Origin of the sequence: Myceligenerans xiligouense, from assembly GCF_003814695.1 — a bacterium.
Lineage (GTDB): Bacteria > Actinomycetota > Actinomycetes > Actinomycetales > Cellulomonadaceae > Myceligenerans > Myceligenerans xiligouense.
In genome coordinates, this window is sequence record NZ_RKQZ01000001.1 from 649,076 (window position 1) to 667,122 (window position 18,047).

An 18,047-nucleotide genomic window follows, 5' to 3' on the forward strand; every position below is an offset into this window, starting at 1 on the left:
ATGGCTGTCGAGTGCCGTGTGTGGCTTCTGCGGCGGCTGCCCGAGCGGCTGCTCTCCCAGCGCGGGCTGGACGCGGACGAGCGACGGCGCTGTCGCGCCCTGCGGCGGTCCGGCGACCGGCGGCGGTTCGTCGCAGGAACGCTTCTGGCGAAGGCCGCCGTCGCCGGTCACCTCGGGGTGAACCCGTACGGAGTGACGTTCGCCCGTGACTGTGCGCGCTGCGGGGGTCCCCACGGGAAGCCGGTCGTCGTCGGGCATCCGGTGCACTTCTCCGTCGCGCACTCGGAGGACGTGGTGGCGGTGGCGCTGAGCGCCCATGCTCCGGTGGGGGTGGACGTCGAGTTCCACTCGGCTCGCTACTCGGCGCACGACGCCGTCGCCGGGTGTCTCGACGCGGAGGAGTATCCGAGATCCGGCGACGACCACCTCTACACGTACTGGTGCCGCAAGGAAGCCGTGGTCAAGGCCACCGGCGACGGGCTGCTGGTACCGCTGAACGAGGTGGTTGTCGGCCCTGCGGATCAGCCTGCCCGGCTGCGCAGGTACCGCGACGACACGCCGGGATGGTGGTTGTCGGACCTTGAGGTCGGACGGCACTACAGCGGCGCGGTGGCTTCTCTGCACACCGGTGCCGCCGTGCTCCGGGTCCTGGACGGCGCACAGTTGCTGAAGTCGACCTACGGAGGCATGTGATGCTGGGACGAATGGGGCGGCTGGCGCTGAGCGGCGTCGTGGCTCCGGACATCGAGGGGGTGACCCCGGTGGCACGGTTCGAGGAGCTCTCCGGGACGACGGCGGAACGTCTGGGTGCGATACCCCAGACCGTCGTCCTCGGCTTCGAGCAGCTGATGAGCAGCCGGCGGCCGGAGCAGATCCACACGCGTCTGGCGCTGGTCACCCCGGAACACCGGGGGTTCGCCTACGAGGGCGCCACGATGGCCGCGACTCTCCTCGACGTGATGACGCCGGGGCCGAGACACCGCACCGCCACGGTCATGACCGGCCCGGGCAGCAAGCACCTGCTCCTCAACTACATCGGCATCGGCTTCGCGCTGGCGAAGCTCCCGCGCCGGGCCTGGAGGGACGTGCTGCCGGACCTTCCGGTCTCGTCCTTCCACCCGGTGCTCTCGTGGCTGGTCGTCGACGGCTACGGATTCGACCTCGCCTACTTCCGGCCCGACCGGTACGTCACCGCACAGCACCGCCCCGCGCCGTACCCCTGGATGGACGACACCACCGGGTACTTCGGCCGGGCCGTGGACCAGGGCATCGGCCGGGCGCTGTGGTTCATCGCGGGGGGCGTGGCTGCCCACGCGGAGAAGCTTGTCGACTCGTTCGATCCGTACCGGCGGGCGGACCTGTGGAGCGGGGTGGGACTCGCCGCGACGTTCGCGGGCGGCAGCGACATCGCCTCCCTGCCCGGCCGTGCTCGCGAGCACGGCGGTGAACTGGCGGTCGGGGCGGTCTTCGCCGCCAGGGCGAGGGCGGCGGCGGAGTGCGTGCCGGAGCACTCCGAGAGTGCGCTGTCGGCTCTCACCGGGCTCGACGTGCGGCAGGCCGTCGACCTCGCGGACAGTCATGCGGACGGCTTCGACGGGCACGGGGATGCTCCGGTGCCGGTCTACGAGCGGTGGCGCGAAGACATCCGGTCCCGCATCTGAACCGTGGCACGAGGGCTTCGGTGCGCCGTCGTCGCCCGGTCGGAGAGCCCTCCCCGTCGTGCGGCGGCCGGCGCGCCCGCGCGGCGCGGTGAAGACGGCCCGGCCCCGGATCACCGGTGGCCGGGCCGTCGGGGACATGCATCCTCCTGCGGGCGTCCGGTCTCTCAGCCGTAGCACCCCCGTGCTACATGACGAGCAGCGGGATCCGCACACCCCAGTACGCCACCGAGAAGGTGCCCAGTGCCAGCAGCAGGCACCCGCCGATGGTCAGCAGCAGGCGAGGACGTGCCGCGGAGACGCGGTGGATCGCGGGGCCCGCGGCCGCGATCACGCCGAGGAACAGCACCGCGACGAACACCAGGTTGCCGAGTGCCACGACCACCATCAGCGCTGCGGCCACGACGGCGTTGCCCGAGCCCACCGCGTCTGCCAGGACCTCGCGGAACATCGGAAAGGGCCGTCCCACGATCAGCAGCCCCAGCAGGCATCCCAGCAGCACCATTCCCCGGTTGCCCTGGAGCGGCCGCCCCATCAGGTAGCGGACCGCGACCGCCGTGAGCCCGATGCCGAAGGCGGTGTTCACCAGTGACGCCTGCGCGAGCCGGGCCGGCACCGGCCCGTAGCTGGCCTCGCTCAGCATGGGGAGGGACTGCCCCGCGAGCACGGCTACGACGCCGTAGCACCCGGCCACGAGCGTCATGCCGCCGCCCAGGAGCAGGACCTGCCGGGTGGCGTGCGTGACCAGCTCACGCCGCGTCGCGCCGGACCCGCTCGCGGTGAGCGGGCCCACTGAGGCGAAGCAGGCGACGTTGCACGCGGTGAAGGTGCCCGCGAGCCCGGCGATCCCGGCCGTGACGAGCGGCCCGAGCCAGCCGGACGCCTCACTGCCGCCGAGCAGCTGCGCGATGCCACCTCCGATCACGTCGTCGACGAACTCGTACTGCCAGCCCACGGCCAGACCGGCGCCGAGGACGAGCGCGAGGCCGATCCAGATCGCCCGAGCCGTGCCAGGTCCGGACACCGGTACCGTCGACACGTTCATGACGTTGCCACCTGCCCGGACGGCTGCCGCCCGGGACCGCCGTCGCCCCGGTACTCCTGGGCGGCCGACATCCGGTCACGGACGTGGTCGTTGCCGCCCTCGAGGTCGAGGTCGGCCGGATGAGGGGCGGCCTGGTGGCGAACCGACCATCCGGGTGCCGGAGTCGGGGTGCCCCGGTCCTTGCCCTCGACGTCGTTGATCAGGTCCGTGAACGCCTGGACTTCCACGGACAGTGCCTGTAGGGGCCGATGTGCATCGTTCATCAATGCTCCTTCGGTTCTTCGGGATGTCCTTCGTAGCACCGGCGATCCGTCAGATGTCGGTCGCGACATGGCGGTGTCCTGACAGGCACCTCGCCGGCACGGGCCTCGCTCCGGCGCACACCGCAAGAGGGGAGAGGACCCGGCGGGCGGGTCCCCCTAACGTCCCGGGCATGGTGACCGACCACAGGAGTACGGCGTGAGGCCGACGACGGCGATCCGGGACATCGGCGTGCACCTGCCCGCGGCGTCCGAGCCGGTCGAGGACGTGCTGCGGAGGAACGGCGTGCCCGAGCGGGAGCACGGGTTCTACCGCGACATCTTCGGGTTCGGCCGGGTTCGCCGGGAGCCGGGCCGCTCGCTGGAGGACCAGCTCGCGGACGCGGCGAGGCCACTGCTCGACGCACACGTCGCAGCGAGCATCCGATACGTCATCCACGCCCCGACCGTCCAGTTCACGGCCCCGTATCCGGAGGCGGTCACCGCCCGCGTCGCGACGATGCTGGGGCTGGACAGGGCCGTCCCGTTCGCGCTGTCCCAGCATGCATGTGCGTCCGCGCTGCTGGCGGTCGAGGCCGCCGGACTGCTGCTGGACCACTGCGACCCCGGTGACCAGGCGCTGGTGCTGGCCGGGGAGAAGACGTTCCGCGGCGAGGGTGAGGTCATCGAGGGGTCGGCGGTGATGGGCGAAGGGATGGCCGCCGTCCTGGTCGGCCGGGAGGGGGACCGGATGCTGACGTTGGCGACACGCACGCTGGGCGGCTTCGACGCGGCACCGTTCCTGGCGGTGGAGGCGGAGCGGGCGTTCACCGCCGCCTACGTCGAGGCGCTGAGCGGCGTCATCCGCGACGCACTGGAGGACGCCGGGCTGCCCGCCGGGGACGTCGACCACGTCTTCCCCCACAACGTGAACCGGATCTCCTGGCTCCGGGTGCGGCGTCAGGTCGGCCTGGGCGACGTGATCCGGCTCGGCGGACAGGGCACGCGGGGGCACTGCTTCGGGGCGGACCCGTTCCTCGCGTGGCACGAGAACCGCGCGAGAATGCGGCCGGGCGACCGGTACCTGCTCGTCGCCGCAGGGCTCGGCGCCACCCTGACCGCCGCGCTCTTCGAGCACGGCGGAGCCCGGCGACCGGACGGCACGCCGTGAGGCTCCCGCTACCGCTGACCGGGCTCCGTACCGACTCCCTGTTCCCCCGTCGGCGGTTCCGGGCCCACACCGACCGGTTCTACTCCGCACTGGGGGAGCGGTACGGCCTTCCTGCGCCGAGCGCGGCGGGCCTCCGCACCACCTTCGCCGAGATGGTGCGGACTCTGCGCGCGCTGCCGGGCCACCCCCTGCACGAGGAGCGTGCCACCGAACTGGTGGTGCTGGCGCATGCCGGCACCGACGCCGAGGCGTCCTGGCCTGGTCCCGTCCTCAGTGCCACGCTGCCGGAGGTCCGCAGGGCCTTCGCCGTCACCGACCTGGGGCCGGTGAGCGGTTTCGCGGCTCTCGAGCTCGCCGGTGTCTATGCCACCGCGATGCGGTGCGACCGCGCCGTGGTCGTCCTGATGGACCAGGACCGGCCGATCACCCTGCCCGACGACCCCACGACCTGGGCGACCCAGGCGGTCACGCTCGTGCTGGGCGGCGCGGGGCCGTCGCTGGGCCACCTGGACGTCTCCGTGACGCGCGACGACGTGACGCGTGACGACACCGGTGGCGGGGTGCCGTCGTGGTCCCCGCCGACGACGGGGGCCTGGTCGCACCTCGCCCGCCGGCTCCCGGCCCCGGACGACGTCGCGCTGACCATCCACGACCCGATCTCGCGATGCACCGGCCGTTGCCTGGTCACTCCGGCCGGCCGGCCGTGAGACGCGGCCTCCGGGAACGGTCTCCTACGGTGCCGGAACCACCAGATCGGGTCCAACCTGCCGGATGTCGTGAAGTCCCAGCAGTCCCAGGGTGAGGTCGAGGTCTGCGAGGAGTCCTTCGAACACGTGGCGGACGCCGGCCGCGCCGCCCACCCCCAGCCCGTGGACGTACGGGCGCCCGACCAGGACCGCGTCGGCGCCGAGCGCCAGGGCCTTGATCACGTCCGCGCCGTTGCGGATCCCCGAGTCGAACAGCACCGGGACGTCGTCACCGATCTCGCGGGCGATCGGGACCAGGGCGTCGAGTGCCGCGACGGCACCGTCGACCTGCCGGCCCCCATGGTTGGACACGATGATCCCGTCGAGACCGGCGTCGACGGCGTGGCGCGCGTCGGCGGGGTGCAGCACTCCCTTCAACAGGATGGGACCGGACCACCAGTCGCGCAGGACCGCCAGGTCGTCCCAGGTCCTGCCCGCCGTTCCCAGCTCCCGGTCCCACATCTCCACCGCCTGCCGCGGATCGTCCTCGGGTGTCGCGGTGAGCCGGGCACGGAAGACCGGGTCCGAGGTGAACATGGCGGTGCCGACGCCGTCGAGCATCGGGAGGAAGGACTGGTCGAGGATCGGTGGGCGCCAGCCGAGCGACATGGTGTCGACGGTCACCACGAGGACCGTGTGTCCGGTGGCCCGGGCCCGCGCGAGAAAGCTGCGGGCGATCTCGTCGCTGTTGGGCCAGTAGAGCTGGAACCACCGGGGGGAGTCGCCGCCGGCGGCCGCCACCTCCTCGATCGGAGTCGAGCTCATCGTCGAGGTCACGAAGGGCACGCCGAGTTCGGCACAGGCCCGCGCCGTCGCCCGTTCCCCGTCGGGGTGCACGATCCCCTGGACACCCACGGGAGCGGCCAGTACGGGCGCCGGCATGTGGGTGCCCAGGAGATCGACGGCCAGGGACCGGACGGTGGAGCCGGTCAGTATCCGCGGCACGAGACGCCACCGGTCGAGCGCTGCCCGGTTGGCGGCTTCCGTGGCGCCGGCTCCGGCCGATCCGGCCACGTAGGCGGCGGCGGTGGCTCCCATCCGGACCCGTGACAGCTCCTCGAGAGCTCGCGGATCGGTCGGCCAGTGCCCCTCCTGCTTGGCGAAGAGACGGCGGACGAAGCCGGCATGCCCGCCGTCCCGCCCCCCGCCTGGCTCCGCGCCGGGGACGACGGCCGGTCTCATGCGGCTTCGAGCAGGGGAGCCGGCTGCTCGACGCGAGCGCGCGCCCGGTACTCGGTCGGGGAGATCCCCACGTGGATACGGAACCGCGAGCTGAACGTCCCGACGCTGGAGTAGCCGATGCCGACGGTGATGTCCACGACCTTCATCTGCGTGGTCCGCAGCAGGTGCTTGGCGTGTGCCATCCGCACGGCCGCGAGGTACCGCCCCGGTGAGACACCGGTGACGTCCCGGAACAGCCGGGTGAAGTGGTACTTGCTGAACAAGGCGACCTCCGCCATGTCGTCCACGGTGAGCGCGTCAGCGAACCGCTCGTGCATCAGCGCCTTGGCTCGCTCGACCGCTTCCACCACGTGGGCGGGCTGAGCGGGGCCGATCCGCCGCAACCCGATGTCCAGGTCCTCGATCCTGGCCGGCGGCGGGGTGTTCGTGAAGAGTGCGAAAGCCTGATCGGGCAGCATTGACGTCCTCCGTGATCCGGTGAGACTCGGCTGGAGCTGAGGCATCCTGCAGGTGCCGAAGCTAGATCGACTCGGTGTGCTGTCGGAACGTCCGGATGGGCGCACTTTCGGCTATGCCCGTCGGGGCGCACCGCTCCCCGCGACACGGCGACGCTCCCTGACCGAGCAGACGCCCCGAGTTCCCTGCGGCTGGGGCGGGCGTGCCCTCCTCGCGCGATCTCCGCGTCGTCGGCATACCAGGAGAAGAGAACGGCGACCCGTACCTGAAGGATGGCTGTCGGAGGCGCTGCCCGACCAGGCAGCCCCGACGACGTCCCGAGGGAGGAGGAACGCCATGCGCTCAGCTCTTGCCGCAGGCCGCACCGCGCGAGCGGGATGCGGACCGGATGTGCCGGCCTGTTCCCACCTCGACATCTGGACCATGTTCGAGGCGGTGGTCCGGAGACATCCCGGCGCCGTTGCCGTCAGCGACTCCCGGAGCTCGCTCACCTACCGCGAGCTGCACGACGCAGCGGTCCGCTGGGCCGACGCGGTGCATCCTGCGGTGACGGACCCCTCCGCGAGCCGGTGCGTGGTGACCCAGCTCGACAACGGGGTGGACCACGTCGCCGTCACGCTGGGGAGCTGGCGGGCCGGGGCGATGGTCGCGGCACTGGGACGTGGCGAGCCGGGAACCGCACTCCGCGCGGAACTCACGACGATCCGGCCCGCGGTCACGGTCACCGCCGCCCGTCAAGGAGATCTCCAGGACCCGGACGGCCCGGCCGATCCGGTAGGGGCCGTCCTCGTCCTGCCGGCCGGCGACGCCGAGCCGCCGGCTCGTGGCGCGGGAGCCTCTCCGGCGGCGGCGGACCTGGGAGCGCCCGCGTCCTTGTGCTTCACCTCGGGGACCAGCGGTACACCCAAGACGATCGTCCACACGCATCATTCGCTGGTGCAGCTGGCACGCTGGATGAGCGGCGAGATGCGCGTCGGGCCCGGAGACCAGGTGGCGCAGTGGGCGGCACCGGGCTACGACGCCGCCGTCGTCGAGTTGCTGGTCGCGTTGCTGTCGGGTGCCACGGCACAGATCCCCGGCCCCGGCACCCGCGGGGATCCCGAGGCGCTGCTGGACTGGCTGACCGATCGCTCGATCACCTGGTTCCAGACCGTGCCCTCCTACATGCGGCAGCTGATGCGCATGGCCGACGCCCGCAGCGGCACCCTGCCCGGCCTCGCCACGGCCGTTCTGGCGGGGGAGAGCATCCCGCCCGCCCTCGTCGGCCAGGTGCGGCGGGTGGCCCCGGGCGCGGACCTCTACAACCTGTACGGCCCCTCGGAGACCATCCTCGCCACGTCGTACCGGATCCCGGACGGCCATCGCGGCGAGGTCCCGATCGGCGCCGCCATCCCCGGTCGCCGTCTCCACCTCGCGGGGGGCGATCCGGCATCCGGCACGGCCACGCTGGCCGTCGAGACGCCGTTCGCGGCGACCGACGCCCGCGGGGCGCCGTGGAGTTCCGGCGACGGCCGGGTCGACACGGGCGATCTCGTGCGCCGGCACGGCGACGACCTGTACTTCGCCGGCCGTGCGGACGACCAGGTGAAGGCAGCCGGACGCCGCACCGACCTCGGCGGTGTCGAGGCGGTCATCGAGGAGGCCCCGGGTGTCAGGGCCGCTTGTGTGCTCCCCATGAGGGACGAGGCCGGGCTGGTCACGCGCCTGCTCGCCTTCGTCGTCCACGACGCCGACGCGCCCACCGCGTCAGGCCTTCGCGCTCGGTGCCGGGCACGCCTCGGTGCCGGGCTCCCTCCCATCCAGTTCATCCGGCGGGACACGTTGCCGCGCAGTCGCGGAGGAAAGGTTGACACGATGTCACTACTGCAAGGCCGGGACGCCCCGGCTCCCTCGGCAGACACCACGCCGTCCGTGGTGCGCCTGGACGGCCGATCCCTCACTCCGGAGCAGGTCAGCAGGGTCGCGCACGACGACGTCGCCTGCCACGTTCCCGAGGAGGTCACCGAGCAGCTGGTGCGCAGGCGCCGGGAGTTCGAGGACCGGATCGCCTCGGGTGAACCGGTGTACGGCGTCACCACCGGCTACGGCGAGATGATCTACATGCACGTGGATCCGACGCAGGAGAGCAGCCTCCAGCACAACCTGGTGCGCAGCCACACGGCAGGGTGCGGCCCCCTGTTCTCCGTGCCGGAGGTGCGAGCGATCATGCTCGCCAGGGCGAACGCCCTGGCCAAGGGCCACTCCGGGATCCGGCCGGAACTCCTGGAACGCCTGGTGACCTTCCTCGACCGGCACGTCACCCCCGCGGTCCCCGAGTACGGGTCCCTCGGGGCGAGCGGTGACCTCGCGCCCCTGTCGCATGTCGCCAGCGCGCTGATCGGCGAGGGACAGGTGCTGGACGGAGACCGGGTCCGGCCGACGCGAGACGTGCTCGTCGAGCGCGGGATCGAACCCGCCTTCGACCTGCGGTACAAGGAGGGGCTGGCGCTCATCAACGGGACCTCGGCGATGACCGGTCTCAGCTCCGTCCTGCTCCACCGGGCCCGGACCCAGGTCTGGCACGCCGAGATCATCGCCGCCCTGGCGATCGAGGCCCTCGAGGGATCGACCGGAGCGTTCGAAGCCGCGGGGCACGAGATCGCTCGTCCGCATCCCGGTCAGATCGCGTCCGCGAGGACGATGCGAAACCTCCTGCACGACAGCGGAGCGGCCGTCTCTCACGAGGCGCTGCGCCAGGAGGCCGCCGACTCGCGTGACTTCTCCGCCGGCAGTGTCAGCCGCACGGAGGTCTACCTCCAGAAGGCGTACAGCCTGCGGGCCGTCCCGCAGGTTGTCGGCGCGGTCCGCGACACCCTCGCCAACGCCTACCGGACGCTGGTCGTCGAACTGAACTCGGCCAACGACAACCCCCTGGTCTTCGACGACGAGGAGATCTTCCACGGCGCCAACTTCCACGGCCAGCCGATCGCGTTCGCCATGGACTTCACCGGACTCTCGATGACGCAGCTCGGGGTGCTGTCCGAGCGCCGGACCAACCGGCTCCTCAACCGCAGCCTCAGTGGCCTCCCCGAGTTCCTCGTCGCCGGGGACCCCGGGCTGAACAGCGGGCTCGCCGGTACCCAGTACGCGGCCACGGCGCTGGTGGCCGAGAACCGCACCATCGGCAGCGCCAGCATCCAGAGCGTGCCGAGCAACGGCGACAACCAGGACGTCGTCAGCATGGGGCTCATCGCCGCCCGCAACTGCCGCCGCATCATGGACAACAACGACTACATCCTCGCCGTCGAGGCGATCTCGGCGGCGCAGGCGGTCGACCTCGGCGGAACCCGGGAACGACTCGGCCGGGCCGGCATGGCCGCCTACGAGGCGATTCGCGCGCACAGCCCCTTCATCGCCCACGACCGGGTCATGACCGGAGACGTGGAGGCTGTCCGCGACCTGCTCCGCAGCGGCGAGCTGGCCGCGGCGGTGTCCGGCACCGGCACCGAGCTGGAGGAGGTGGCCTCGTGATCCCCACCGTGGACCACGAGACCTGGTGGACGGCACGGCGGAAGTTCCTCGACGAGGAGAAGGAGTTCACCCGTGCCCGCGACCGGCTGAACGCCCGGCGCCGGGAACTGCCGATGGTCGAGATCTCGAAGAAGTACACCCTGCACGGCCAGGATGGGCCGGCCGGCCTGGATGACCTGTTCGCCGGACGACGGCAGCTGATCGTCTACCACTTCATGGCGAAGTTCTCGCCCACCGAATGGTGCCCGATCTGCTCCTTCTGGGTCGACAACATCGGACACCTGGCCCACTTCCGGGCACGGGACACCGAACTCGTCGTCGTCTGCCCCGAGGACCTGGCCGAGGGCCTCGCCTACCGCGACTCGATGGGCTGGACCGTGCCCTGGTACTCGTGCGCCGACTCCGACTTCTACGAAGACCTCCATCAGGTGCTCGACGAGGGCGGGGAGCCCGAGGCACCCGGGATCAGCGCATTCCTGCGCGACGAGAACCGCATCCTGCATGCCTACTCCACCTTCCGCCGCGGGAGCGACATCCTCAACGGCACCTACAACTACCTGGACATCACTCCACTGGGCCGCCAGGAGACGGACCCGGAGGACCCCATGGGCTGGCTGCGCCCGCACGACTCCTACGGGGACACCCCCGAACAGCCCGGTTGCGGGTGTCACGCATGATCGCGCAGCAGACCTCCATCCCCGGCGCGCTGATCCTGCGGGCGACACCCGATCCCGACCCGCGGGGGTCCAGCACCCAACTGCTGGACACCGGGGCGTTCGAGGCCGCGTCCGGCCGCCCGATGTTCCGGATCGAGCAGCTGTTCCATGGGCGCTCGCGGGCCGGGGTGCTGCGCGGACTGCACTTCACCACCGGCGCGGGAGGCTCGGAGAAGATCGTGTTCTGCATGGGGGGCGAGGCGCTGGACGTCCTGGTGGACCTGCGGCCGGGCTCTCCGGCTTTCGGGCGGTACGAGACGGTCCGGCTGGTCGGCGACGGCGCCACCGGGGTGTACTTCCCGCCCGGTGTCGGTCACGCCTACATGGCACTCGCCGACGACACGGTGATCTGCTACCTGCTCTCCAACCCGTACGTGCCGGAGCGTGAGGTCGCCATCGATCCGCTCGACCCGGATCTGGCGCTGCCGTGGCCGAGCCCGCCCGCCGTGATGTCCGAGCGGGACACCCACGGGCTCGGCTTCCGGGACGAGACCGCGCGAAGGCTGTTCCTGCCGTACGCCGAGAAGGGAGCACGAGCATGACGACACCCGCCAAGAGCATCGGGGTCTGGAACTACCTCGCCGAGTACGAGCGCGACCGCGCGGAGATCCTGGCCGCGGTGGATCGTGTGTTCTCCTCGGGGCGGCTCATCCTGGGGGAGTCGGTCCGCGGCTTCGAGGAGGAGTTCGCCGCCTACCACGGCGTCGACCACTGCGTCGGGGTCGACAACGGCACGAACGCGATCAAGCTCGCTCTGCAGGCGGTGGGCGTGCGGCCCGGGGACGAGGTCATCACCGTGTCCAACACGGCCGCGCCGACGGCCGTGGCCATCGACGAGATCGGCGCGGTCCCGGTGTTCGCCGATGTCTGCGAGGACACCTACCTGATGGACATCGACACCGTGGAGGACCTGATCACGCCGCGCACCAAGTGCGTGCTGCCGGTCCACCTCTACGGGCAGTGCGTCGACGTTCCCCGGCTGCGCGAGGTCACCGGATCCCTGCCCGTGGTCGAGGACTGCGCGCAGGCGCACGGTGCCACCGGCCGTGGCGGCCGGGCCGGGGCGATGGGGGAGGCCGCCGCCTTCTCCTTCTATCCCACGAAGGTGCTGGGCGCCTACGGCGACGGTGGCGCCGTCACGACGCCGGACGGCGAGACCGCGCGAACGCTGCGCCGCCTGCGCTACTACGGCATGGAGGAGCGGTACTACGTCGAGGAGACGCCCGGGCACAACTCCCGGCTCGACGAGGTCCAGGCAGAGATCCTGCGCCTGAAGCTGGGCCGGCTGGACGAGGACATCCGGGCGCGCCGCCGGATCGCCGAGAGATACCACGAAGGGCTCAGGGACACCAGCCTCACGCTCCCCGCGGTCGGAGCCGGCAACGAGCACGTCTACTACCTGTTCGTGGCGCGGCACCCGCAGCGGGACCACCTGCTGAAACTGCTGTCCGACCAGGGGATTCAGCTCAACATCAGCTATCCCTGGCCGATCCACACCATGCGTGGGTTCGGCAAGCTCGGCTATCGCGCCGGCGATCTCCCCGTGACCGAGCGGCTGGCCGGCGAGATCTTCTCCCTCCCCATGTACGCGACGCTCACCCGCGAGGACCAGGACCGCACGATCGCGGCGGTACGCGACGCGCTGGCCCTCATCGTCTGAACCACCGGGAACACACCACACGGAGGTACCCATGGAGCCGTACCGGATCAACGTGTCCGAGGATGATCTGACCGCCCTGCGAGGCCGGATCCGAAGCACCCGCTGGCCGGCACCGGGGGCCCACGTGGCACCCGGCAGGGGCGTGGACCTCACGTTCCTGCAGGACATGGCCCGCTACTGGGTGGACGTCTACGACTGGCGCGCTGCGGAACGCCGGCTGAACGCGGTGCCCAACTTCGTGGACGAGATCCAGGGCTCGCAGATCCACTTCCAGCACGTGAGGTCGTCACATCCGGACGCCATGCCCCTGCTCCTCACCCACGGCTGGCCCGGCTCGGTGGCCGAGTTCGAGCGACTCGTGCCCTACCTCACGGAGCCGACCTCGTACGGGGGCCACGCGGAGGACGCCTTCCACGTCGTCGTTCCCAGCCTCCCCGGGTTCGGCTTCTCCGCGACGGGCGACAGCGGCGGCTGGGACGTACCCAAGATCGCCGCCGCCTGGTCCGAGCTCATGGGCAGGCTGGGCTACGACCGGTACGTCGCGCACGGTGGCGACGCCGGGTCACCGATCACCCAGGTGCTCTCGATGATCGATCCCCAGCACGTCGCGGGCATCCATCTGACGATGCTGATGACCTTCCCGACCCCCGACGAGGACCTCAGCGAGTTCGACCGCCTCGACAGGGACAGGCTGGCCGCGCTCGAAGAGTTCGGTACCCGGCGGAGCGCCTACATGCAGGTGATGGCGACGCGGCCGCTGACCCTCTCCTACGGCCTGTCCGACTCGCCCGTGGGCCTGCTGGCCTGGATGCTGGAGCGGTACCTGGAGTGGGCCGATCCCGACTCCGTCCAGGACGGGGCGCTCTCGTGGGACGACATCCTCACCGCGGCCTCGCTGTACTGGTTCACCAACACCGCCGCCACGTCCGCGAACTTCTACTACGAGGGTGCGCCGGCCATGCGGGAGCTCACCCGCGGGAACGTCCCGGCGCCGAACCCGGCGCCCGCAGCGGTCTCCGTGTTCCCCCACGACATCATGCTGCCGATCCCGGCGCTGGCCTCGCGGTATCTCGGCAACATCGTGCAGTGGCGAGACCACACCCGCGGAGGTCATTTCCCGGCGCTCGAGTGCCCGGAGGCCCTGGCCACGGATCTGCGAAGTTTCGCCCGTGACCTGCGGAAGGCCCCACACATGGTGGCGTCGTGAGTGTGGGCAGTTCCCCGGCCACCGCTCGCGGGCGGCAGGCCCCCGCGAGCGTCCTGACCTGGCTCGCCAGGTATCGCGCCGACCACGGACTGCAGGTCCGGCGCACCCTGCTCGACGGGATGCCGGGCTGGCACTTCGACGACCTGGGCAACCTCGTGCACCAGACGGGACGTTTCTTCTCGGTACGCGGTCTGGAGACGTTCGACGTCGACAGCCGACAGGTGATCGAGAGCGGCCCGATCCTCCTGCAACGTGACGTCGGGGTGCTGGGCATCATCACCCGCCGGATCGGCGGAGTGGTGCACTACCTGATGCAGGCCAAGATCGAGCCCGGAAATCCCGGGCAGGTCCAGGTGTCGCCCACCGTGCAGGCGACCCGCAGCAACTACGACCGTGCCCACGGAGGAGGAGCGACCGCCTACCTGGACTGGTTCCTCCCTACGCCCAGCGGGCAGGTGAAGGCCGACTCCCTGCAGGGTGAACACAGCGCCGTCTTCTTCCACAAGCACAACCGGAACATGATCGTGTCGGTCGACCAGGATGTTCCCGAGACCGAGAGCCACCGGTGGCTGACTCGTACCGAGCTGCGGGACTGCATGTGGCAGGACCACCTGCTGAACATGGACAGTCGGTGCGTGCTCGCTCACCTGCCGACGCTGCCGGTCGGGCCCTCCCGGCACACCGACGCGGAGGTGCAGTCGTGGCTGACGAGCCTGCGGGCGACGGACATGGTCGAGGCTCGCCTCGTCGGTCTGGACCAGGTCCCCTACCTGGGGGACCGGGGCGTGATCCAGGCATCGGCCGACTTCCGGGTCGTCGGGGTCCAGGTCTCCGGCGGGAACCGGGAGGTCGTCGGCTGGTCGCAGCCCCTGGTCGAGTACACGACGACCCGGGAGGAGATACTTCTCGCCGCCGAGTACCGGGGAGAGCCGCACCTGCTGATCCAGGCGAGGCGTGAGGCGGGGTCCAGGGCCGGCTTCGAGGCCTACCCGTCGGTGACCCATGTCGGCCGCGACTCCCCGCTCTCGGAGGAACTGCAGGAACTCGCCCTCTCGTCGCAGGCCGAGATCGTCTACAGCACCCTCCACTCGGAGGAAGGAGGTCGGTTCCTGGGTGCGAACTCCCGATATGTCATCGCCCGGGTACCCGATTCCGTGATGGAGCGTCCGCTGCCTGCCGGATACATGTGGGTCACCCCGGCGCAGGCGCAGATGCTCACGATGGGGAGCTACACGGTCTCGGTGCAGATGCGCACGATGCTGGCCGTCCTCACCACCGGCTGCGTGGTGCTGTGACCGCGAGTTCTCTCCTGCCGCGACCGCTCAGGAGGAGAGGCCGGCGTCGCGCAGCGCCGTGCGGAGCGTCGAGATCGCGCTCGGGCCGACACCGTGCAGGTCCTCGACCGCGTCCAGGCCGCGGGAGGCAAGGTCCTCGAGGGTGTCGATGCCCTGGCCCTTCAGGGCACGGACCGCCGGCGCCGCGAGGCTCTCGGGCAGGGGGTGGCTCATGCTGTCGTCCTCTCTTCGTGCGCGGGCGCGAGCTGAAGGCGCAGGGTCTTCTTGTCGATCTTGCCGACCCCCGTCAAGGGGAAGGCATCGACGACGTGGAGCTGATCCGGGTACTTGGTGCGTGCGGCGCCTGCCGCACGCATCTCGGCGTGGATGTCGTCCATGGTCACAGTCTGGCCCGGACGAGCGACGACGGCCAGGCCGACACGCTCACCGAGTGAGTCGTCCGGGAGTGCGACGGCGGCGGCATGGAGGACCCCCGTGCAGCGGTACGCGATCTCCTCGACGTCCTCCGCGGAGATCTTCTCGCCTCCTCGGTTGATGATGTCCTTGTCCCGCCCCTCGACGACGAGGTTCCCGTCGGGCCGCTGCCGCACGACGTCCCCCGTGCGGAACCAGCCGTCGGCGGTGAACGCCTGGCGGTTGTACGTGGCCGCGTTGACGTAGCCTCTGGGCGTGTAGGGGCCGCGGGTGACCAGGAGGCCCGGGGAGCCGTCGTCGACGGTCCGGCCGTCCTCGTCCAGGATCCGGATCTCGTCGTGACCGCTCATCGGGCGGCCCTGGGTGCCGACCACCACGTCGTACGGGTCGTCCAGGCGTGTCATGTTGATCAGGCCTTCGGCCATGCCGAACACCTGCTGCAAGGCGCAGCCCAGTTCCGGGCCGATGCGCGACGCGACGCTGTCGGCCAGCCGCGACCCTCCCACCTGCAGCAGCCGGAGCGAGTCGAGGTCCGCGCGGGAGGCGGGGTCCTGCCGTACCCGGTCCAGCCACCGCTGGGCGATGGTCGGGACGAGTGCCGTCGCCGTCACCCGGTGCCGCCGGATCAGCGGGAAACAGACCTCGGGCCGTGGTGACGGGGAGACGACGACGGTGCCCCCGGTGCCCAGGACCCCGAGGATCCCGGGACAGGCCAGCGGAAAGTTGTGCCCCAGGGGCAGCACCGCCAGGTAGACCGAGGAAGCCGAGAACTCGCACACGGCGGCGGCCGTGCGGGCGTTGTACTCGTAGTCGTCATGGGTGCGGCAGATGGCCTTGGGAAGACCGCCGGTGCCCCCGGAGAGCAGGAAGAGCGCCGGATCCTCGCCCCCCGGCACGGCGCCCGCGGACATGTCCGCGGGAGGCGAGCCCTCGGAGCGCACGCACGGCACCAGTGTGTCGACGTCGATCGCCCGTTCCAGGCGGGACCGCTCCACGACGCGGCGCGCCAGCGCGAGATGGTCCGTGCCGCGCACCACGGCGGTGACCAGGATCGCGCGTGCCCGCGTGAGCTCGGCCAGGTGCGTGAGCTCGCGGTCGCGGTGCCCGGTCAGGCACATGACCGGGACGATGCCGCGCCGCAGACAGGCCAGGAGCAGGGGCACGAACCTCCACGTGTTCGCCACCTGGACGAGGACCCGGTCTCCCGCCCGGAGGTCCGCGGCGGCCAGGTTCGCGGCCGTCGCATCGGCGGTGGCGACCAGGTCGCCGTAGGTCAGGCTGGTCTCGGGGTCGTGGACGGCGACGGCATCAGGCCGGTCGGCGGCACGGGCGAGGATCGCGTCGCCGAGGTTCCCGCCGCGCCACAGCCCCTGGGCGCGGTACCTGCCGGCGACGTCGTCCGGCCATTTCACGATGTCCTGGTTCGGCATGGCGGACCCTTCAGGCGCGTACGATGGAGGCGGACACGGACGCGAGCTTCTCGCAGGTCTCGATGAACTCGCGGCGCGGCTTGGACTGGGGGACGATGCCGGCGCCGGCGCGGATCCAGGCTCGCCCGCCGGAGGAGTACACCGACCGCAGGACCAGGGCCGCGTCGAGGCTGCCGTCCTCCCGCTGCGCGAAGACGGCCCCCGAGTACAGGTCCCGGGGAGACGCCTCGAGGTCGACGATCGCGTGCAGCGAGAGGTCGCGCGGGATCCCGCTGGCGGTCACCGCGGGAAAAGCGCTCTTGAAGGCGTCCCAGGGTGTCCTGCCGCCGGCGAGCCGCCCGCGGACCACCGACCCCAGGTGCTGCACGGACCCGCGGCGTTTGACGGTCAGGAACTCGCGCACCTCCAGGTCATCGGGGGCACAGACCGCCGCCAGGTCGTCGAGCGCGGACTGTACCGAGACGCAGTGCTCGTACACCTCCTTCGGATCGACGAGCAGTTCCCGGCGCAGCGCCGCGTCCCGCACCGGGTCACCGGTCAGCGCACGGGTCCCCGCCAGCGGCATGGCGCGGACCGATCCGTCGCTGTCGACCTCGACCACGGTCTCCGGGGGGAAACCCGCGGCCTCCAGCTCTCCGGTGCGCAGGCAGAAGGAACGGGCGGGAGTGTTGCGCCGTCGCCCGGCCAGATAGGTCCGGGGGACGTCGACCGGGAACGGGAGGTCGACCCTGCGGGAAATGATCACCTTGCGCAGGTCGGTGCCCGCGAGACGGGTCAGTGCCTGCTTGACCGTCGCCTCGTAGTCACCTCGGCCGGTCTCCACGTCGACGGGCGTGACCGGTCCGACGGCTTCCTCCGGTTCGATCTGCTTGAACCTCTCCGTGGCGGCCACCAGGTCGTCCGGCGCCAGGCCCAGGAAGGTGGTGCGGTCGGCGCTCAGATGCACCTCCCGCCGATGGGTCGCGGCGTGGACCAGGATCTCACCGTCGCGGGCGGTCGAGGGCAGCGCGGCCGCGAAGCCGCACCAGCCGTACCAGTTGGGCCCGTCGATGGGTACCGTCTCGAACACCTCGGTGAGGCGAGAGAGATCGAACCCCTCCCAGTGGCGCGGGCCGTCCGGCAGGACCGACGGCGCCGCGTCGACGGAGATCCCCGCACGGGTCGCCGTGACGGTGGCGACCGGCTCCTCCGCGAACCGGATCCCGTCCGGCCCCTCGATGAGGACGTAGTCGCCGGTAGCGGTCTTGGCCAGGGCGGCCGCAGCGAGGACGGGGTCGTCGGCGGCAGGGCCCACGGCCCGGAGCATGCGCGCCTTCAT

17 protein-coding genes are annotated in these 18,047 nt (G+C 71.3%); 10 read left to right on the forward strand and 7 right to left on the reverse strand.

Annotated features, from left to right (window positions below; translation table 11 throughout):
* Positions 1-693 (forward strand): 4'-phosphopantetheinyl transferase family protein, encoded by a 693-nt coding sequence (locus tag EDD34_RS02820; RefSeq protein WP_123813220.1) that lies wholly within the window; start codon positions 1-3, stop codon positions 691-693.
* Complete coding sequence (locus tag EDD34_RS02825; protein WP_123813221.1) at positions 693-1,661, forward strand: DUF1702 family protein; 969 nt, start codon at positions 693-695, stop codon at positions 1,659-1,661. The genes EDD34_RS02820 and EDD34_RS02825 overlap by 1 nt, the downstream gene beginning before the upstream one ends.
* A 184-nt stretch (positions 1,662-1,845) precedes the next feature.
* Here the strand turns inward: EDD34_RS02825 and EDD34_RS02830 are convergent, their stop codons facing one another.
* Both EDD34_RS02830 and EDD34_RS02835 read right to left on the reverse strand, forming a co-directional pair.
* Positions 1,846-2,703 (reverse strand): hypothetical protein, encoded by an 858-nt coding sequence (locus EDD34_RS02830; protein WP_123813222.1) that lies wholly within the window; start codon positions 2,701-2,703, stop codon positions 1,846-1,848.
* Positions 2,700-2,966: a hypothetical protein gene (locus EDD34_RS02835; RefSeq protein WP_123813223.1), complete on the reverse strand. Its 267-nt coding sequence runs from the start codon at positions 2,964-2,966 to the stop codon at positions 2,700-2,702. The genes EDD34_RS02830 and EDD34_RS02835 overlap by 4 nt, the downstream gene beginning before the upstream one ends.
* A 196-nt stretch (positions 2,967-3,162) precedes the next feature.
* Between EDD34_RS02835 and EDD34_RS02840 the strand changes: the two genes are divergently transcribed.
* On the forward strand, positions 3,163-4,113 hold the full coding sequence (locus tag EDD34_RS02840; RefSeq protein WP_123813224.1) for a 3-oxoacyl-[acyl-carrier-protein] synthase III C-terminal domain-containing protein: 951 nt from the start codon (positions 3,163-3,165) through the stop codon (positions 4,111-4,113).
* Entirely contained in the window at positions 4,110-4,820 is a 711-nt protein-coding gene (locus tag EDD34_RS02845) for a hypothetical protein (protein WP_123813225.1), read from the forward strand. The genes EDD34_RS02840 and EDD34_RS02845 overlap by 4 nt, the downstream gene beginning before the upstream one ends.
* A 24-nt stretch (positions 4,821-4,844) precedes the next feature.
* Here EDD34_RS02845 and EDD34_RS02850 read toward each other — a convergent pair whose 3' ends face one another.
* Positions 4,845-6,041, reverse strand: a complete 1,197-nt coding sequence (locus EDD34_RS02850; RefSeq protein ID WP_123813226.1) for an alpha-hydroxy-acid oxidizing protein — start codon at positions 6,039-6,041, stop codon at positions 4,845-4,847.
* On the reverse strand, positions 6,038-6,499 hold the full coding sequence (locus EDD34_RS02855; RefSeq protein ID WP_211341475.1) for a helix-turn-helix domain-containing protein: 462 nt from the start codon (positions 6,497-6,499) through the stop codon (positions 6,038-6,040). The genes EDD34_RS02850 and EDD34_RS02855 overlap by 4 nt, the downstream gene beginning before the upstream one ends.
* A 334-nt stretch (positions 6,500-6,833) precedes the next feature.
* Between EDD34_RS02855 and cmdF the strand changes: the two genes are divergently transcribed.
* From cmdF to EDD34_RS02885, 6 genes are read left to right on the forward strand one after another with little or no spacing between them, the layout of a single operon-like run.
* The gene (cmdF, locus tag EDD34_RS02860) at positions 6,834-10,007 is read left to right on the forward strand and encodes a tyrosine 2,3-aminomutase (RefSeq protein WP_123813227.1); all 3,174 of its coding nucleotides are present in this window, start codon (positions 6,834-6,836) and stop codon (positions 10,005-10,007) included.
* Entirely contained in the window at positions 10,004-10,684 is a 681-nt protein-coding gene (locus tag EDD34_RS02865) for a DUF899 domain-containing protein (protein WP_123813228.1), read from the forward strand. The genes cmdF and EDD34_RS02865 overlap by 4 nt, the downstream gene beginning before the upstream one ends.
* Complete coding sequence (locus tag EDD34_RS02870) at positions 10,681-11,265, forward strand: dTDP-4-dehydrorhamnose 3,5-epimerase family protein (RefSeq protein ID WP_123813229.1); 585 nt, start codon at positions 10,681-10,683, stop codon at positions 11,263-11,265. Before EDD34_RS02865 ends, EDD34_RS02870 begins: the two co-directional genes overlap by 4 nt.
* On the forward strand, positions 11,262-12,383 hold the full coding sequence (locus EDD34_RS02875) for a DegT/DnrJ/EryC1/StrS family aminotransferase (RefSeq protein WP_123813230.1): 1,122 nt from the start codon (positions 11,262-11,264) through the stop codon (positions 12,381-12,383). Before EDD34_RS02870 ends, EDD34_RS02875 begins: the two co-directional genes overlap by 4 nt.
* Before the next feature lie 31 nt (positions 12,384-12,414).
* Entirely contained in the window at positions 12,415-13,590 is a 1,176-nt protein-coding gene (locus tag EDD34_RS02880) for an epoxide hydrolase family protein (protein WP_123813231.1), read from the forward strand.
* Positions 13,587-14,885: an NDP-hexose 2,3-dehydratase family protein gene (locus EDD34_RS02885; protein WP_123813232.1), complete on the forward strand. Its 1,299-nt coding sequence runs from the start codon at positions 13,587-13,589 to the stop codon at positions 14,883-14,885. The genes EDD34_RS02880 and EDD34_RS02885 overlap by 4 nt, the downstream gene beginning before the upstream one ends.
* Positions 14,886-14,912: 27 nt before the next feature.
* Here the strand turns inward: EDD34_RS02885 and EDD34_RS02890 are convergent, their stop codons facing one another.
* Genes EDD34_RS02890 through EDD34_RS02900 form a run of 3 tightly spaced genes read right to left on the reverse strand, consistent with a single transcriptional unit; the run spans position 14,913 to position 18,047 of the window.
* The gene (locus EDD34_RS02890) at positions 14,913-15,098 is read right to left on the reverse strand and encodes a helix-hairpin-helix domain-containing protein (protein ID WP_123813233.1); all 186 of its coding nucleotides are present in this window, start codon (positions 15,096-15,098) and stop codon (positions 14,913-14,915) included.
* Positions 15,095-16,729, reverse strand: a complete 1,635-nt coding sequence (locus EDD34_RS02895; protein WP_123813234.1) for a (2,3-dihydroxybenzoyl)adenylate synthase — start codon at positions 16,727-16,729, stop codon at positions 15,095-15,097. The genes EDD34_RS02890 and EDD34_RS02895 overlap by 4 nt, the downstream gene beginning before the upstream one ends.
* 10 nt (positions 16,730-16,739) lie before the next feature.
* A complete protein-coding gene (locus EDD34_RS02900; RefSeq protein WP_123813235.1) occupies positions 16,740-18,047 on the reverse strand; it encodes a salicylate synthase in 1,308 nt (435 codons plus the stop codon).

Coding starts and splice junctions, on each gene's coding strand:
- EDD34_RS02820 (WP_123813220.1), top strand. CDS start 1: ATGGCTGTCGAGTGCCGTGTGTGGCTTCTGCGGCGGCTGCCCGAGCGG.
- EDD34_RS02825 (WP_123813221.1), top strand. CDS start 693: ATGCTGGGACGAATGGGGCGGCTGGCGCTGAGCGGCGTCGTGGCTCCG.
- EDD34_RS02830 (WP_123813222.1), bottom strand. CDS start 2,703: ATGAACGTGTCGACGGTACCGGTGTCCGGACCTGGCACGGCTCGGGCG.
- EDD34_RS02835 (WP_123813223.1), bottom strand. CDS start 2,966: ATGAACGATGCACATCGGCCCCTACAGGCACTGTCCGTGGAAGTCCAG.
- EDD34_RS02850 (WP_123813226.1), bottom strand. CDS start 6,041: ATGAGACCGGCCGTCGTCCCCGGCGCGGAGCCAGGCGGGGGGCGGGAC.
- EDD34_RS02855 (WP_211341475.1), bottom strand. CDS start 6,499: ATGCTGCCCGATCAGGCTTTCGCACTCTTCACGAACACCCCGCCGCCG.
- cmdF (WP_123813227.1), top strand. CDS start 6,834: ATGCGCTCAGCTCTTGCCGCAGGCCGCACCGCGCGAGCGGGATGCGGA.
- EDD34_RS02870 (WP_123813229.1), top strand. CDS start 10,681: ATGATCGCGCAGCAGACCTCCATCCCCGGCGCGCTGATCCTGCGGGCG.
- EDD34_RS02875 (WP_123813230.1), top strand. CDS start 11,262: ATGACGACACCCGCCAAGAGCATCGGGGTCTGGAACTACCTCGCCGAG.
- EDD34_RS02880 (WP_123813231.1), top strand. CDS start 12,415: ATGGAGCCGTACCGGATCAACGTGTCCGAGGATGATCTGACCGCCCTG.
- EDD34_RS02890 (WP_123813233.1), bottom strand. CDS start 15,098: ATGAGCCACCCCCTGCCCGAGAGCCTCGCGGCGCCGGCGGTCCGTGCC.
- EDD34_RS02895 (WP_123813234.1), bottom strand. CDS start 16,729: ATGCCGAACCAGGACATCGTGAAATGGCCGGACGACGTCGCCGGCAGG.
- EDD34_RS02900 (WP_123813235.1), bottom strand. CDS start 18,047: ATGAAGGCGCGCATGCTCCGGGCCGTGGGCCCTGCCGCCGACGACCCC.